Origin of the sequence: Nitrosopumilus sp. b2 (genome assembly GCF_014078535.1) — an archaeon.
Taxonomy (GTDB): domain Archaea; phylum Thermoproteota; class Nitrososphaeria; order Nitrososphaerales; family Nitrosopumilaceae; genus Nitrosopumilus; species Nitrosopumilus piranensis.
Window position 1 is genome coordinate 190,183 of record NZ_MU078702.1, and the last position, 16,490, is coordinate 206,672.

At 27.8% G+C, this 16,490-nt stretch carries 16 protein-coding genes; 5 read left to right on the forward strand and 11 right to left on the reverse strand.

The window, feature by feature from the left end; genetic code table 11:
* Positions 1-25 precede the first annotated feature (25 nt).
* The 3 genes from C6989_RS01135 to C6989_RS01145 are packed head-to-tail and all read right to left on the reverse strand — an operon-like array spanning position 26 to position 2,932.
* On the reverse strand, positions 26-946 hold the full coding sequence (locus tag C6989_RS01135; protein WP_182126127.1) for a class I SAM-dependent methyltransferase: 921 nt from the start codon (positions 944-946) through the stop codon (positions 26-28).
* A gap of 58 nt (positions 947-1,004) precedes the next feature.
* A complete protein-coding gene (locus C6989_RS01140) occupies positions 1,005-1,607 on the reverse strand; it encodes a hypothetical protein (protein WP_182126128.1) in 603 nt (200 codons plus the stop codon).
* Positions 1,604-2,932, reverse strand: coding sequence for an ArnT family glycosyltransferase (locus C6989_RS01145; protein ID WP_182126129.1), 1,329 nt, complete (start codon positions 2,930-2,932; stop codon positions 1,604-1,606). Before C6989_RS01145 ends, C6989_RS01140 begins: the two co-directional genes overlap by 4 nt.
* Before the next feature lie 84 nt (positions 2,933-3,016).
* On the opposite strand from C6989_RS01145, the gene C6989_RS01150 reads away from it, so the two are divergent.
* Positions 3,017-4,315: a nucleotide sugar dehydrogenase gene (locus C6989_RS01150; protein WP_182126130.1), complete on the forward strand. Its 1,299-nt coding sequence runs from the start codon at positions 3,017-3,019 to the stop codon at positions 4,313-4,315.
* Here the strand turns inward: C6989_RS01150 and C6989_RS01155 are convergent.
* Entirely contained in the window at positions 4,312-5,334 is a 1,023-nt protein-coding gene (locus C6989_RS01155) for an NAD-dependent epimerase/dehydratase family protein (protein WP_220462848.1), read from the reverse strand. The two genes, C6989_RS01150 and C6989_RS01155, sit on opposite strands and share 4 nt — an antisense overlap.
* A gap of 78 nt (positions 5,335-5,412) precedes the next feature.
* Between C6989_RS01155 and C6989_RS01160 the strand changes: the two genes are divergently transcribed.
* Entirely contained in the window at positions 5,413-6,624 is a 1,212-nt protein-coding gene (locus C6989_RS01160; RefSeq protein ID WP_182126132.1) for a glycosyltransferase, read from the forward strand.
* Positions 6,625-6,627: 3 nt separating this feature from the next.
* On the opposite strand, the gene C6989_RS01165 is transcribed toward C6989_RS01160, so the two are convergent.
* Positions 6,628-7,350, reverse strand: coding sequence for an SDR family oxidoreductase (locus C6989_RS01165; RefSeq protein WP_182126133.1), 723 nt, complete (start codon positions 7,348-7,350; stop codon positions 6,628-6,630).
* Between the two features lie 41 nt (positions 7,351-7,391).
* A complete protein-coding gene (gene wecB, locus C6989_RS01170) occupies positions 7,392-8,477 on the reverse strand; it encodes a non-hydrolyzing UDP-N-acetylglucosamine 2-epimerase (RefSeq protein ID WP_182126134.1) in 1,086 nt (361 codons plus the stop codon).
* 110 nt (positions 8,478-8,587) lie between these two features.
* On the opposite strand from wecB, the gene C6989_RS01175 reads away from it, so the two are divergent.
* Positions 8,588-9,592 carry an SDR family NAD(P)-dependent oxidoreductase gene (locus C6989_RS01175; protein WP_255464651.1) on the forward strand — a complete coding sequence of 335 codons (1,005 nt, stop codon included), beginning with the start codon at positions 8,588-8,590 and terminating at the stop codon, positions 9,590-9,592.
* Positions 9,593-9,625: 33 nt separating this feature from the next.
* Here C6989_RS01175 and C6989_RS01180 read toward each other — a convergent pair whose 3' ends face one another.
* Both C6989_RS01180 and C6989_RS01185 read right to left on the reverse strand, forming a co-directional pair.
* The gene (locus C6989_RS01180) at positions 9,626-10,246 is read right to left on the reverse strand and encodes an HAD family hydrolase (RefSeq protein ID WP_182126135.1); all 621 of its coding nucleotides are present in this window, start codon (positions 10,244-10,246) and stop codon (positions 9,626-9,628) included.
* Positions 10,243-10,797 carry a PI-PLC domain-containing protein gene (locus tag C6989_RS01185; RefSeq protein ID WP_182126136.1) on the reverse strand — a complete coding sequence of 185 codons (555 nt, stop codon included), beginning with the start codon at positions 10,795-10,797 and terminating at the stop codon, positions 10,243-10,245. The genes C6989_RS01180 and C6989_RS01185 overlap by 4 nt, the downstream gene beginning before the upstream one ends.
* 110 nt (positions 10,798-10,907) lie before the next feature.
* On the opposite strand from C6989_RS01185, the gene C6989_RS01190 reads away from it, so the two are divergent.
* Positions 10,908-11,642 carry a glycosyltransferase family 2 protein gene (locus tag C6989_RS01190; protein ID WP_220462849.1) on the forward strand — a complete coding sequence of 245 codons (735 nt, stop codon included), beginning with the start codon at positions 10,908-10,910 and terminating at the stop codon, positions 11,640-11,642.
* A 2-nt stretch (positions 11,643-11,644) separates the two neighbouring features.
* On the opposite strand, the gene C6989_RS01195 is transcribed toward C6989_RS01190, so the two are convergent.
* The 3 genes from C6989_RS01195 to C6989_RS01205 are packed head-to-tail and all read right to left on the reverse strand — an operon-like array spanning position 11,645 to position 15,018.
* A complete protein-coding gene (locus tag C6989_RS01195; RefSeq protein ID WP_182126137.1) occupies positions 11,645-12,406 on the reverse strand; it encodes a hypothetical protein in 762 nt (253 codons plus the stop codon).
* Positions 12,407-12,443: 37 nt separating this feature from the next.
* Positions 12,444-13,634 carry a glycosyltransferase family 4 protein gene (locus C6989_RS01200; protein WP_182126138.1) on the reverse strand — a complete coding sequence of 397 codons (1,191 nt, stop codon included), beginning with the start codon at positions 13,632-13,634 and terminating at the stop codon, positions 12,444-12,446.
* Positions 13,635-13,650: 16 nt separating this feature from the next.
* The gene (locus tag C6989_RS01205) at positions 13,651-15,018 is read right to left on the reverse strand and encodes an MATE family efflux transporter (RefSeq protein ID WP_182126139.1); all 1,368 of its coding nucleotides are present in this window, start codon (positions 15,016-15,018) and stop codon (positions 13,651-13,653) included.
* A 189-nt stretch (positions 15,019-15,207) separates the two neighbouring features.
* Between C6989_RS01205 and C6989_RS01210 the strand changes: the two genes are divergently transcribed.
* Positions 15,208-16,488, forward strand: coding sequence for a hypothetical protein (locus tag C6989_RS01210; RefSeq protein WP_182126140.1), 1,281 nt, complete (start codon positions 15,208-15,210; stop codon positions 16,486-16,488).
* The last annotated feature ends 2 nt before the right edge of the window (positions 16,489-16,490 follow it).

Genomic DNA, 16,490 nt, shown 5'->3' on the forward strand with positions numbered 1-16,490 from the left:
AAATTTTAAAATGGATAATAAAAAATTATTTTTTATGAGGTTTTTGTGCAATAATTCCCAAATTACCTAAAGGAAGTTTTAAAGTACAAGAATTAATTCGTAAAAATTTTACAAATTTATGAATATATTCAGCTGTTTTAGATTGTAAGGGTAATAATTGTATTAAACGATCAACACTTACTATATTTTTTATTGGAAAAGTTTCATGCACAATAAAATTATTTTTCTCAAAAATTTTTCTCATTGTTAGTAAATCATACAAATATGCATGGCCAATATCAATTATAGGAGATTTTTCTCTAAGTATTTTTGATGATAGTGAATTAGCATTATGATTTATAGCTAAAATTAATCCACCATCATGAAGAACATTAAAACAATTTTGCAGGAAAGTATTAGGCTCAGAAATATGATCAAAAGTTTGAAAAAAAGTGATCATGTCAAATTGTTTGTTTGGAAACATTGTTTTATCAAACATTCCATTAATAATCAGAGGTTTTATTGAAGGAGATGCCTGGTCAATTGCATCTTTGCTAGGTTCAACACCAACTACGTTTTTAAATCCAAATTCTAAGGCTTGTTCTAAAATAAATCCATTTGAGCATCCTATATCTAAAAAAGAAGTTGTTTTTACATCATAATTTTTTAAAACATTTGAGAAATAGATTCCATAAGTTTTTTTTAAAGGAAGGTTTTCATTTTCATTAGTATAGGTACATTCACTATCAAAATAAAGCTGTTTTAACTCATTTTCATCAATTAAAGGATCAGATCGAAGTAATCCACAAGTTTTGCATTTGACAATTTGATAATGAAAAAAGTCACGTTTTCTTCTAGGTGCATATGGAGAGGCATCTAGGTTTTTTTTTGGTAAATTTTCTGGAAATAATACTACAGAATTATTAAAAGAATTACAAATTGCACATTTTGTGGGTTTTAAATCCATATTGTTTTCAGATATTTAGGAAAATAGATTTGGTAGATAAAAAGCTGTGTGTAGAGATCTATGTAGATAAATTGATCTCATATACTACAATCCCTCCTTTGGTAGAATTAGAAAAATATACAACATTCAAAAATTCAGGTAAATTTTTAGTATTAGGATTGGATAATAAAGAATGAATGTGAAATGATTGTTGATCATACCATGTTGCAGAGGGATCAACAACTGTATGTGAAAATCTGTAAATTAAATAATCAGGAATGTTTATTGAATCAATACTTTGTGCAGGTATACTGTTTGTACTAGATAACCAACGATCAAAATAAGACCAATTTTTTTTAGTAATAAAATCTTCAACTGTATCATCTTTCATTCCTTCACTAAAATCAGTAAAAATAAAATTTGAATTTGTATAATATGAGTATGAAGAATCATAACTCATAATGAATTTGTTCTTTAAATTATTATCAGTTTTTAGTATATCCAAAATTTTTTTAAAATCATCATCTGTATGTTTTATTTTACCAGAATACAAGCTAAAGATAGTACTAAATTTTGATGAGTTATCATCATCACTTTGATAGAAAGTCGACAAAAGTAATCCAAATGAAAATAGTATATTTGCAAATAATATCACAGATATAATAATTATAGTGAACTTCATTTTTTTATCTTCCTCGATAAAAATAGTTCTGAAATTTTGATTTGAATTATTGGAATACCTTTAATTAAAAAAACAGAGCTAAGTGTTGGTATGATTATCCACATTGGCAATAATTGATATGATCTATAAACAGGAATAATTGATACTACCAAAAAAAAGACCAATGAAAATAGAAGTAAAAATATGAAATTTTCAGGAATTTTTTTGATATTATATATGCCTAAGACAATAAATGGAATGATTATTGGTAAGAAAAAATGATATTCAAAGTTACCAAAAAATAGTATAATCATAAAAGATATGATCTCAAGAAAAAGTATAATCAAGACTAAACGTTTAGAAAATCTTACTTTAAGCAAATAAAGAAATCCGCCAAAAACAGGAATCATTCCTAAAAATGGAAGTAGGGGTATGATAGATAAGCTATCAAAAAGATCAATTGAGAATTTAAAAAGGGCGTTTGGATTATGAAAAAATAAGTTATACAAATAATTTTTAAAAAATAAGATTGGATCAATGCTTATTCCAGAAAGAAGTCCTTGATCAAATATCGATCTCATTTGTTCATGCCATATTTCATTTTGAAATTTTGAATGATAAAATAAATACATATTTGTTTTGTTAGTAAGAAAAGTTCCAAAGTTAAAATAATTAAATATCAAAACAGGTAATGCTGTAAGAACAAACGAAATTAATGTAATTGATGTATTTTTAAGTTTTAAAATTTTTTCTTTTTCAAATATTAGTAAAAATATTAGAAAAGAAATTAAAACTATACCAGATTGGAATCTAAACCAAAAAGAAATTCCTAAAAATATACCTACACATATCAGGATAGGGATGGTTCTATTTTTTTTAGTTGCAAAATATAATGAAAGAAAAATGAAAAAAAGTGGACTGATTTCATTTAATACTAATACAGATAAAAAAATAATTTTTGCATTGATAGCAAACAATATTTGTGTTAAAATAGCAATTTTTCTTTCAAAAAAATTTTTTGTGATGTAAAAAGATAATAAAATAATTCCAGTACCACCAAAAATTGAAATTAGTTTACCTGCAAGAAATGGTTCATCGATTAACGAACCAAAATATGCATGTAATATAGGACCACCTATAGAACTACCAGGAATTGCAATGTTTTCTGTATTACCAGATAAAATTTCTTTTCCAACAAAATAATAGAAAATTCCATCTCTTTCAAAGAAATATAGATGATGAAAAAAGGAAATGTATGAAACGGTAATAAAAAATATAATAGTTATAAGAAACGGTAAAAAATTTGGATTTTTAAATTTCTTTTCGCATATTTCTCTATATTGCACATCATGGATTTATCAAAAGGGATTAAAAAGAATTACAAATGAGTAAGATAATAAAGAAGTTTTTAATACTTAATTTCAGAAATTATGACTATTGAATCTTCTTTAGATTTGTTAATAGATAAAATAAAAAATAAAAATGCAACTATCTGTGTTATTGGTTTAGGTAGAGTGGGGTTACCATTGGCATCTGTTTTTGCAAACTCAGGATTTAGGGTATTAGGTATTGATGTAAATGAGAAAAAAATAGAATCAATTAAAAATTCAATATGTCCTTTTTATGATCTACCTTTACAAGAAGATTTGAATAAATCAATAACAAGCGGTAGACTGAATGTTTCTAAAAACATTTCTGATGAAGATATAGATGTAGTTTTTTTGACTGTAGGTACTCCTGCTTCAATGGAAGGATCAGTAGATTACTCCCAGCTTTATTCTGCTATCGATGAAATTAATTCAATTAATATTTCTGGAAAATTAGTAATTCTTCGTTCAACTCTACCGCCAAAAACTACTGAAGAAATCATAATCCCAATGCTAGAAAAGAAAACAAATCTTAAATGTGGTAAAGATTTTGCATTGGCAGTTTGTCCTGAACGTATTTTGGAAGGAAAGGCAATAGAAGAAATTTACAATTTACCAGAAATAATTGGTGGAGTTAATGAAATTAGTAATAAAATTGCAAAGGAGGTATTCCTTGCAATTAATAGTAAGAAAGAAATTTTATTTATTTCTCCTACAGGGGCAGAATTAGCCAAATTATTTACAAACATCTACAGATACAATATTTTTGCATTAGCTAATGAATTTGCAGTTTGGTCAGAATTGTATGGGGTAGATGGCACAGAAGTCATCAAAGTTGCCAATCATAACTATGACAGATGTAACATACCAATTCCAGGATTTGCTGGAGGGCCTTGTTTAAGTAAAGACAGTACATTTTTAGCGAATAATACTGCTTTTGCTAGTATTGTATCAGCAGCTTGGAAATTAAATGAGTCAATTCCAACGCATATTGTAAATAATTTAAAAGAAATTATGGGAAACTTGTTTGATAAACAAATTACAGTCTTAGGAATTGCGTTTAAAGGCGGAAGTGATGATTTAAGGAATTCACCTTCAGTTAAGTTGGTAGATATTTTAAAAACAACAGGAGGTAAAATCCATGTTCATGATCCTCATATTAAAGACACGCAAACATTAGAAGAAGTATTAGATTCTCCAGAGATAGTAATTATTGCAACAAATCATAAAGAGTTTAGAGATGCTAAAGAAAAAATTAAACAATCAAAACCAAAATTAATTTATGATGTGTGGGGATTATTTGAGCAACAAGATTTTCCAGATTCAAAATATCTAAAATTTGGACAAAGTATAAAAAATTAGTTTAAAATTTTATACTTTTCTTTCATCCAGGAAATTATTTCATCCAAACTTTCGTTTAGAGTAATTTTTGCTTCAAAGTTTAAAATATCTCTTGCTTTTTGTATGTCAGGGATTCTTTTTTCAACATCATATTCAAATGGCGGATCAGAAACGTATTTGAAGGGAAGATCAGGGTTAAATTTTTTCCATATCATTTGGGCTAATTCAAGTACAGACGTACTTACTGAAGAAGAAATATTGAAATCATTATTAATTGCATTTTCATGTTCCAAACATACTCTTATGCCTCTAGAAATATCATGCCCATTTGTATAATGTCTTATTTGGTTTCCAGAGCCTAAAATATGAAGGGGGTTTTGTCCTTTAAGACATTTTAGAATTAAATCAGGTACAACATGTGACAAAGTTAGTTTAATATTTCCAGATGTAATTTCATGATCTCCAACTGCTTCATCTTCTCCAACACCAACACAATTAAAGGGTCTAACGATAGTATATGGCAAACCATATTGCTCAAATGCACCGCGGGCAAAATATTCACAAGAAAGTTTTTGAAAACCATAAGTGGAAAGAGGAGGAGGACATTTTGGTAAATCAGATTCTTTAGTTGGCCAAGTAGAAACATTTTCAAAAACCATACTTGAACTAAGAACTAAAATTTTTTTTAAGAATCCTTTTTTGTATTGCTCTAGTGCCAGATCAAAAGTATTAGAAATTATTCTTTCATTCATTGCTAAAAGATCATAAGCATATTTATGAAAATATGATATTCCGCCAATCATTGCAGCTCCTGCAATTATATAATCAAATTGTTCATTTTCTAAAATTTTTATAAATTCAGGAGAAGAACAATCATTTTGAAGTAAAGTGAAATTTTCATGTTTATCATGAGCTCTACTAACAACACCATATTTTGAGAAATTATCAACTCCTACAACTTGATAGTTATTTTGTAATAACTCATTACAAACATAAGAGCCAATAAATCCTTGAGAACCAGTAACTAAAACTTTTTTCAACATTTTTTTGCAAATGAACTCTTTTTTAAAGTATTCATATTTATTTAATTGAATGATTTACGTGATTGAGTAGATTAAATGAGAATTTTACAAGTAGGTTCACCTCTTACAACCTTTTCTGGGGATATGGGACTGATTTTCAAATCTTCAAAAGGTTTGATAGATGCAGGGCATGAAGTAACAATTGTAACAACTGATGCAGATAGTTTTTACTATGATAAAGAAAAAAGTATTGCATTTTCAGAAACGAGAAAACAACTGCTTAATGCAAGAGAAAAACCCATTATTTTCAAAGGAGTTCCATTATATGCATTACATTGTACAATTCACAAGATGGGATTTTTTTGTCCTAGTGCAAAAGAATTTGCAAGAGAAATTATTCCAAAATTTGATGTGGTGCATGCATGCACATGGTATAGCCATATTTGTATGGTTTTTGCTCAAGTTGCATATGAAAAGAAGGTTCCGTTTATTGTTTCGTCATGGGGCTCTCTTTTACCAACTGCTAGAAAATTAAAAAATTCTCAAAAGATAATAGCAGATCAGCTTTATACAAAAAAAATTTTAAAACATGCTACAGGAATGCAGTCGGTTGGAGAATCAGAAACAAAAGAGTTTCTTAAAATGGGATTTCCTCCTGAGTCTATTTATAGATTAGATAACCCAGTAGAATTAGAAAAATTTGTTATTCAGAAAAAAACCAAAATTTTAAATCAGCATAATCTTGTTGGAAAAAAATTTTTACTTTTCATGGGAAGAATTAATGAAAAGAAAGGAATTGAATTGTTATTAGATGCATTTAGAGATGTTGTGAATAAACAAGAAGAACTTTTGTTAGTTTTAGCAGGTTCCGGAACCAAGGAATATGAAACAGAAATAAAAAAATTAGTTTCAAAACTAGGATTGGATGATAATGTGATTTTTACTGGATTAGTAACAGAAGATGAGAAACTAGAACTTTTAGAATCAGCTACATTATTTGTCTTAACCTCACATAGTGATGTTCATCCTATTGCAGTTCAAGATGCACTAGCCATGTCACTACCAGTAATAATTACAGAAGCATGTGACTATCCAGAGGTGAAAGAATATGATGCGGGAATAATCATAGATGAAGATAAACATCAAATTATTGATGCAATTTTAAGCACAGTAAATAATGATGAAAAGTTGAGAATTATGTCTGAAAATGCAAAAAGAATAGTTCTTGAGAGATTTCAATTAAAAATTCAGATAAAGAAATATGAAGAAATGTATGAAGATACAGTTAAGAGATTTCATTCAAAATAGTATTTAATTTCTTGTCAAGGAATACTTTTTCCATTTTTCTGTATCCAAACTCATATCCATAGTTAATGGAGGACCTTGGTAATCGTTAATGGTCATTGGTTTAATATCAGGAGAAGTGATTTGTGCCAATTCAAACATGGAAATTTTTTTATCTCCAACTAGATGTACGATTTCATTAAGATCTTCATCTAAGATATCTTTAATTCCTTTAGCAACATTTTCTGCAAATAAATAAGTCCCAAATCTATCAGTAAAAGCTGCAGGATAAGGCCATGGTTTTTTTGCAACAAAATTTGTTCTAATAATCAAATGATTAGAAACTTTTGTCACTTCACTTTCTGCTACAAGTTTTGTTAGAGCATAGAAGTTTTCAGGATATGGAACATCACTTTCTTTATACATGCCTCTATGACCATCAAAAACACAAGCAGTGCTGATATAGACAAATTTGGTGTTATCTTCAGATTTTTTTATAGCATCAACAATATTTCTAGTTCCTTGAACATTAGTATCCCAGGTTATTCTTTGATTTTCTTCACAGAATCGGATTTTGGTTATTGCAGCTGTGTGAATAACTACGTCTATTGAATTATTTTTAAAAAAATCAAAAACTTGATTTCTATTTGTTATATCAAGTTCTTGTTTTGTTGGAGCAATACAATTTGGAAGTATTTTTTTTAATTCAGTGCCTAAATTGCCAGAACCGCCTGTAAGTAAAATGTTCATTTATAAAATTCACTTATACATTATATTAATTAATTTTATTTTCAAATCTTTCTTCTTTCTAATTTTCCTCGTAAAATATTTAGAACTTTAGAGGCAGTTTTTCCATCACCAAGTGAAGAATCCCATTTCCAATCATATTTCGTCGAAATTATTTGATTTACTGAGCCTAGAATATTTTCAATATCGAGTCCTGCTAGTATATTGGAACCAGCTTCAATTGTTTCTGGTCTTTCCGTACTTTCTCTAATAGTAACACATGGTTTTTTAAAATAAAGTGTTTCTTCAGGAACTGTTCCAGAATCAGTAATTAGACATAAAGCATTTTTTTCTAGTTTAGTAAAATCAAAAAAGCCCAAGGGTTTTATGATTTCAATTCCTTTTGGAATTTTTATCTTTTTAGATTTACTTAAAGTTCTAGGATGTAAAGGATAAATTATTCGTTTTTTAAATTTTTTATGTAGTTTTTCTAATGATGAGAAAATAATTTTTAATTGTTCTGGATCATCTACATTTTCACTTCTATGAGCAGTGACTAAAAAGAAATCATTTTGTTTTAATTTCATTTTTTCAAGGATTTTACTCTTATCAATTTTTGGTAAAAAGTGCTCAATTACTTCAACAATTGGATTTCCTACAACATAGATTTTACTAGGATGAATATTTTCTCGAATAAGATTTTCACGAGAATAATTCGTATATGGTAATAATACTGTAGATAGATGATCAATTAAGATTCTATTTTTTTCTTCAGGCATCCTATTATCATATGCACGCATCCCAGCCTCCAAATGAGCAATTGGAATTCCATGGTGAGATGCAGGTATTGCAGATAAACCACTGTTTGTGTCACCTAAAATAAGAATGAGATCAGGGTTTTCCTTTAGAATAACTTGTTCTGTTTTGTTAATTATATCAGCAATTTCAGTTCCATATTGTCCAGTTCTTATTTTTAGATTATAGTCAGGTTTTCTTAGTTCAAGATCAGAAAAAAAAACTGAACTTAGTTCCTTTGTATAGTTTTGACCAGTATTGACCATAATATGTTTAAAATTTTTATCAAGTAAGGGAAATATTCTAGAAAGTCTGATAATTTCAGGTCTAGTACCAAAAATAGACATTACTTTCATGATAATTCATAAAAATATAGGAACTAAAAAAGGTTCAATATAGGTATAAAAATTCTCATTTTTTTTTGACCAAGACTTAATAAATAACAATCAAAAATAATTTTCAATTGATGTATGATTCAATTCTTAATAGAAAAAATATTTTGATTACAGGAGGAACGGGGAGTTTTGGATATCAAATACTAAAAGAATTATCAAATTATAAACCAAAAAGTATTGTCATTTTTAGTAGAGATGAAGATAAACAAAATACTATGAAACAAGAACTAAGAGAACAAAAAATTTCAAAAATTACAAAATTTGTCATTGGTGATGTTAGAGATTACGATAGTCTATACACAGTATGTAAAAACATTGACATAGTATTTCATGCTGCAGCATTAAAACAAGTACCTACTGTCGAATTATATCCATTTGAAGCAGTAAAAACTAACATTCTTGGTTCTCATAATGTTGTGAAGGCGTCTATTGCAAGAGGAGTTAAACATGTTGTAGCAGTAAGTACAGACAAAGCAGTAAAGCCAGTTAATGCAATGGGAATGACAAAAGCATTACAGGAAAAAATTTTTCGTTCAGATCAATATGAAAAGAACAATACAATTTTTTGTTCAGTAAGATATGGAAATGTGCTTGGAAGTAGAGGAAGTGTTATTCCTTTATGGGATAAAAAAATAGAGAATGGCCAACCACTACCTGTTACTCATTCAGAGATGACTAGATTTCTTTTAACATTACATGATGCAATTCAACTTGTTTTTTATGCCGTTAAAAATGCAAAAGGAGGAGAAATATTCGTGAAAAAGGCGCCTTCTGCAAAAATTGTAGATCTTGCAAAGGCATACGCAGAATTGGTTACAAAGAAAAAAAATTACCCCATTGAATATGTAGGAATTAGACCAGGAGAAAAAATTCATGAACTTTTAATTTCTGAAGAAGAAATGAGATTTGCAATTGAAAAAAAGGATCATTATATTATTAAAAAAGAAGAATATGAGTTTGATAAAAATTCAGCCAAGAAAAAGATAAGATTCAATGAATATAGTTCTGGAGCAGTTAAATTCATGAGCATAGAAGAACTAAAAGATATTATGAAACATTTGTCTTGGGTAGTTTAATTAATTTTCTAATGAAAGTGTTATGAATATCAATTAACTAGTGTTAAAATAGTTAATTTTAGTTAAAATATTTTCTAATGTAACTTCATGATATCCACTTACTTCATAAACATTTGCTCCTGATTGTTTAGCAGCTTCTAATCCTTTTGGGGAGTCTTCTATTATTAGACAATCTTTTGGAGATAGATTAAATTTTTTAATAGCAATGTTGTATCCTTCAGGAGAAGGTTTTGGAGAAGACACATCTTCATTTGAAATTACAAAATCCATGTATTGCAATTGACCTGTTTTTTTTAGCATTAACAAAGCGCTTTTTCGTATACTGTTTGTAATACACGCTTTTTTGAAATTTTTAGTTTGTTCATGTAAACGGATTTTATTTGGATCAATAGAAGCAATTCTTTCTATAACTTCAAAAGTTTTTTCTTGTTTTTTCTCCCAAATTTTTTCAAATGATGATTTTTCTAATCTACCTTGATTATGTAAGATTTCTAATTTTTTCATTGTGGGTATTCCATTAAAAGTAGTAATGTGTTCATCTCTTTCAATTACAAATCCTACAACTTCTTTTAATGCATCATTAAGGGATTCATAATGCCATTCAGTAGCATCTACTAGAACACCATCTAAATCATAAAGAATAGCTTTGATCAATACCAAAATTCGGGTAAATCAGTACATATTGCATCAACTTTAACAGAATTAACAATTTCCTTAACTTGTTCCAAATCAGATTTCCTATTATGTAATTCTGGAGAAACAATAGCTAATTTTAAACCTGAATTTTTTAAAGAATTTAAAAAATTATCGTCATACCAGATACTTTTGAAAGAATCGATCCACACCCAACTACAATTTGGAATTATATCTTTTTCATATTCACTCAATCTAAATGCACATATGAGATTTTTTTTTAATGCATTTAGAAGAGATGGAATAGACCAATCAAATGTAAAGTAATTAGAAATTTTTTGATCATCTAATATAGTGAAAAGATCATCTTCAATTTCTGAACTTTTGATATTTATGGCTAAAAGTTGATTCTTTGAGACATGATTTAAGAAATCTTCTAATTTCAAACTATTCGTATTTGGATGATCGTGTGACAAAACCAATTCATTGTTAAAGTCACGAACATCAATTTCAAGATCCATTTCTGGATTTACGTCATCTATTGAGTTTACCCTATGTTTTAGAATTTTCAAACAGTATTATGAATATGTAATATAATAAAATGATTTTCAAATAAATTTTAAAAAATATTGAATTAATTCATAGCAAAAGCAATTTAATATAGATTAAAAGAATTGTGAGTATGAAAATTTTGATTCCAATGGCAGGCAGAGGAAAAAGATTTGAAGATGCAGGATATAGTTTTCCAAAACCATTAATTGATATTAATGGGAAACCAATGATTCAGATCATAGTAGAAAATCTAAATTTTCCTGCTGAACATGTGTTTTTATGTCAAAAAGAACATTCTGAAAAATATTCTCTAAAAGAATTATTAGAATTAATATCTCCTAATTGTAAAATTGTTACAGTTAATGGTATAACAGAAGGTGCTGCATGCACAACATTACTTGCAAAAGAATTAATCAATAATGACGAAGAATTGATAATTGCAAATAGTGACCAATGGATCGATTGGAACAATCAACACTTTCTTTCATATCTTCGAAGTAATGAGGCAGATGGAGGAATTGTTACGTTCATAGCTACACACCCAAAATGGAGTTTTGTCAAAATAGATGATGAGAATAAAGTATTAGAAGTTGCAGAGAAAAGACCAATTAGCAATATTGCAACAGTTGGAATATACTACTTTAAAAAAGGAAGTGATTTTGTGGAAGCTGCTGAAAAAATGATTGTAAAAAATATCAGAACAAATAATGAATTTTACATTGCACCTGTTTATAATGAAATGATTCAAGACGGTAAGAAAATTCTACATTATCCAATTGCAGAAATGAGAGGGCTTGGAACTCCCGAAGATTTATCAAGATTTTTAGAAAATTTGAATAAAAAAACAACAGCAGTAGAATCATAGAATTATTTTGAGTGATTAGTTTTTAATCGTCTCATCATATTGACAAACCCATCAACATAACGTGGCATAGAAATTCTGTCTGGATTATATTTTAATCCAGAAATAAATTGGGGATACGCATAATCTGAGATGGTAAATGTAAAAGTATGAAAATCAGTATTATTTTCTGTACAATAACGAATTACTTCATCACCAAGACATTGTTCAGTAGCAAATCTATTAGTGATGGTAAATTTTGAGAATAATCCATTTTGTATTGGATCATTTTGTGCAATGAAAAATTGAGGCATAAAGTCAGTGGTATTGTGGGTTTGAATTCTTGTTGGTTTATCATCATTATCCATGAATGTTTGTCCTACAGCACGAGTAATTGCCAATGATTTTTTCTTAGAGTTCATTTTTTGAATAATTTCTTCTATTCCAGTCATACTAGTGATAAGAACATCACCTAAAATTGCAACCCAATAATCAACATGAAAACTTTTTGTCATAGAAAAACCAAGTTGATAATTTCTTGTAACTGCCTTAACCGGTGTTGTAGCTTCTTTTGAAGATGTTCTTTCTTTAATGTACTCCTCTTTTGAGCCTGCAAGATCAGATAATTTTTGATAAAAATCTACTTGATTTTCATCAATAATTTTTGATGGATCCTTTGGATCAGATTGAATTATAATTATAGGACACCCATATTGTTTTAAAGTAACAATAGTTTTTTGAACTGTTTCAATTTCATCATACATTGAAATTATAAATCCAATTTTCATATGAAATCTACTCATCATACATAATTAAATTTTTTAATCAATGTTTTGTAAAGTTTTGGAACATTTCAACTAACTGCTTAGCAAGTTGTTCCCAACAATGAGATTTTTGAATATGGTTTAAACCATTTTCGCCTAAAAGGCTTAAACGTTTTGTATCTTGTAAAAGTTCTATTAATGAAGAAACAAAATTGTTTAATGGTGAATAAACAACACCATATGTTTCATCAGGTAATAGTTCAATAGTTCCTTTTAGAGGTGTAGATAACACAGGTTTTTTACATGCCATATATTCAAGAATTTTTGTAGGAATTATACAATTTGTAATAGAATTGATAACAAATGGATTTATACATATATCGAACAATGAAATGTATTCAGATAATTTGTTTTGTTCAACAAATCCTGTAAGTATCACTGATGATTCTAAATGAAATTTTTTTACCAATGTTTTTATTTTTTCAAAATGAGGGCCACCACCAATGATTAAAAATTTGGCATTTGGAACAGAATTTTTTATTACATTAAATTGAGTTAGTAGAAAATCAATTCCTGCAAATGGGTAAATAGTTCCAACAAAACCAATTATTTTGTCAGAATCTTGAATTCCTAAAGAAGTCATCAGAGAGTGAGATTTTGAAGTAGGATGAAAGAATTCAGTAGTTATTCCAAGTGGAAAGTATTCAGAGTTTTTTGCTCCCATCATTTTTGTGTATTTTACTAATTCAGGAGTGGTTGCAAGCACATGAGTAGCATTTTGAATGACAATTTTTTCATTTTTTTGTACAATTTTTTGTAGAATTAGAATTTTTACTAGTTCATGTGCCACATCTAAAGATCTAAAAATTAAGGGAATTCCTAGTTCTTGTGATAATTTTATGCATTGAATTCCATTGGTTGCAACACCGTACAAAAGAATTACATCAATATTGTTTTTCAGGAGAGTTTTTTTAATAATATTTTTACAAGAAAAAAAATGAGTTAAACGATTAAGTCCTTTTATGAGTAAAGAACTAGGTCGAATTAATGTAATTGATGCATTTTCATAAAGCCTGTGATAATTTTTTATGATTTGTGTAGATATGCCAGATGTAAATTTTGAAAAATCAGAATCAGCACAATCAATAACAAATACTTCATGACCTTGAATTGAAAAGATTTCAGCTAAGTGATGGGGCTCAAATGGGACTTTTTTAATCCAATCAATTTCATGAACAATTAAAATTTTCATAGTTATTCTAAAGTATTCATTTTCCTTTTGATTTTATTTCTTTCATTATTGATGTGATTAATTGGCGAGTTTTTTGATCTGTGGCATAAGCTAAAGATACATAAAATAAAAGTCCTAAACCAAAAAATGACAATAATGAGGGCAGAAATGTAAACACATTGGATTCATAAATTAAATAATTTTCAGTAATTAAATGAATAGAAAAGAATGCACAGATACTAATTATAAAATATTTTAAAATTTTTGTATAATCTAATTTTATTTCTATAGCTTTTTTCATTTTATTTAATAAAATTAATGATATAGGAAGTTGAGTGAATAAAAGTACTAATGACCAAAATGTTAAAAGTTCCATATTAGAAGAATCGGAATTTATTAGAAGATAAAATCCAACAATTAAAGACGAAGTAGAGATAACTGTTTGAACTAATCTTAAGGTATGAGGATAAAATAATTTACTTTGAATATAACGTTTCATTGTAGCATTTTTATCTAGATCTACATTTTCTACACCAGTTAAATTTTGCACAGACATGTTTGATAATACTGTAAAGAAATACATAATTGCCAAAATAATGACGACTGGAAAAGCATCAACATAGATAGGATTTAAGGCAAAGAGAGCTGGCTTTGCAAAAACAATAATTGCTCCGGCCATCATAAAATTAAAGAAAAATAGAAGAGAAATATTATCACGTATGTAGTAAGTAGTATTATTTTCTAGCAATTTTGGATAAACTGCTCTAGAAATCAATCCTACCTGATTAATAATAGAAGATACAGCCATTGCAGCAGTCCATATGGCCAGTCCAATTACAGAGCCAGTCATTATAGCAAAAATAGATATTTCTAAACCCCCAACAACAACAGGAATCCATGGATATAGTGGTAACCAAGACAATTTCATCCATCGTTTAAAATAACTAAAATCTAGTTTATTACGAAGTTTAAATCTTGCATATTTGAATAGGATAACAGCATTAATTGAATGTGCCAGTAAACTTGCTAAAATTACTCCAATAACTTCCATATTTAAAAAATATACAAAGAATAAACCAAACAGCATTTGAGTAATACCAAATGCCAATAAACCATAACTAATTGTATGTGGTTTCCATCCCAAATTAATTGCAGTAAGAATACCACCAAAAAACATTACAGGGATTAAGATGGATGAAAAATACAAGATGTTTAAGTCAGTTTTTGTTTCGGTTCCAAGAAAATAAGAAATTATAAGATAAACAATTACAGTAAAAATAGATAAAAACATAGTACCTATTACTGCAGTTTTTCCAGAATCAATTTTTCTTGCAGTATCTCTAGTACTCCAATAAGAAATAATTACACTAAACATCATAATGTATTGTGTAATTCCTCCAATCAATCCCCAAATTCCAAATTCTTCTTGGCCTAGAGTTCGGGTAAGAATTAGAGTAAATAGACTTCCAGTGATTGCGGTTACAATAGCAATAAAAAATGATATAAAACCTGTATAAGTTACACGTATATTAGACATTACTGATCAAATAGATTTTTTAAATCCATTTTTAAGTTTAGTCTAGAGAAATTAAGTATGTTAAGAATTTTGGTAATAAATGAGGTAGGCCCACACGTAAAAAATCGAATAAGTATTCTTTTTGAGCAAATCGTACCAATTCTTTCCAAAAAAAACAAAATCGAAGTATTTTGGTTAATTTCGGATAAATTCAGTAAGAAAGAAGTAATCAATTTCCCATGTGAAATATTATTTTGGAAGGATTTTAGAACAGCTAAAGAAGTAATTGAAAAAACAAATCCTTCGCTTATTTTTTTAATGCCAGGCCAGAGTACAATAGATTATTCATTTTTACTAACTGCACGATTTTTTAAAATTTTGACTTGTGGTTGGGTAGAAGGAACACCTATGTTTACATATATTCAAAACCCAAAAAAAAGACTAAAATATTTAATAAAAAAATCTGCTGAAAAAAAACAAATCAAAGATGACAAAAGTAGTTTTAAAAGTATAGACTATATTAGAAAAAATCTATTTTTTATTAGATCTGCAAGAGCTTTAAGAATTTCATGTAAAAATATTATTTCAGACCTTTATCAGCAATTTTTAGGAACTTTTTTTTTAAAAGTCAATGAAATCAAATCTAGAGGAAAATTCAATTGTAATTTATTATTGATAGAAAACGAGTTTAGCATAGAATATGGAATTAAAAATGGATTATTAAAAGACAGTATGGTCATGGTTGGAGATCCAAATTATGATTTAGCATTTTTAAAATCAAAGAATAGTGAACCAGAAACGATTCGAAAACCTAATGTTTTATTCATCACTGTAAATTTGGCAAATCAAGCTCAAAGTAATTGGTCCATCGACAATCAAAATAAAATGCTTGATGAATTATCTGTAGAATATGAAAAATTAAGGGATAATTTTTCATTAAATATGAAAATTCATCCTGTAAGTGATGATTTTAATCAATACAAAAAAATTTTAGATAAACATAATTCTCACATTAAATTATTTCAACATGAAAATATTTATGAATTAATTGAAAAAGCCGACGTAATTTTAACTACAGCCACAAGTACTGCAGGATCTATTGCATTAATTATGAATAAACCCCTCATAATATTGAACTATTTCAATGTAGAAAATGATTTGTTTCTTAATTCAAAAGTAGCCATAGATTGTAATAACATATCAAAAATTAAAGAATGTGTAAATGATGCAAATTTATTTAACGAGAAAAATAAAACGGAAATTAAAAAATTTATAAAAAAATATTATGGTGAAGGAAATGCAATACAGAAAATTGTAAATGCAATAGAGAACTTAGTTAAATCGAAAGGAATTTCATAATA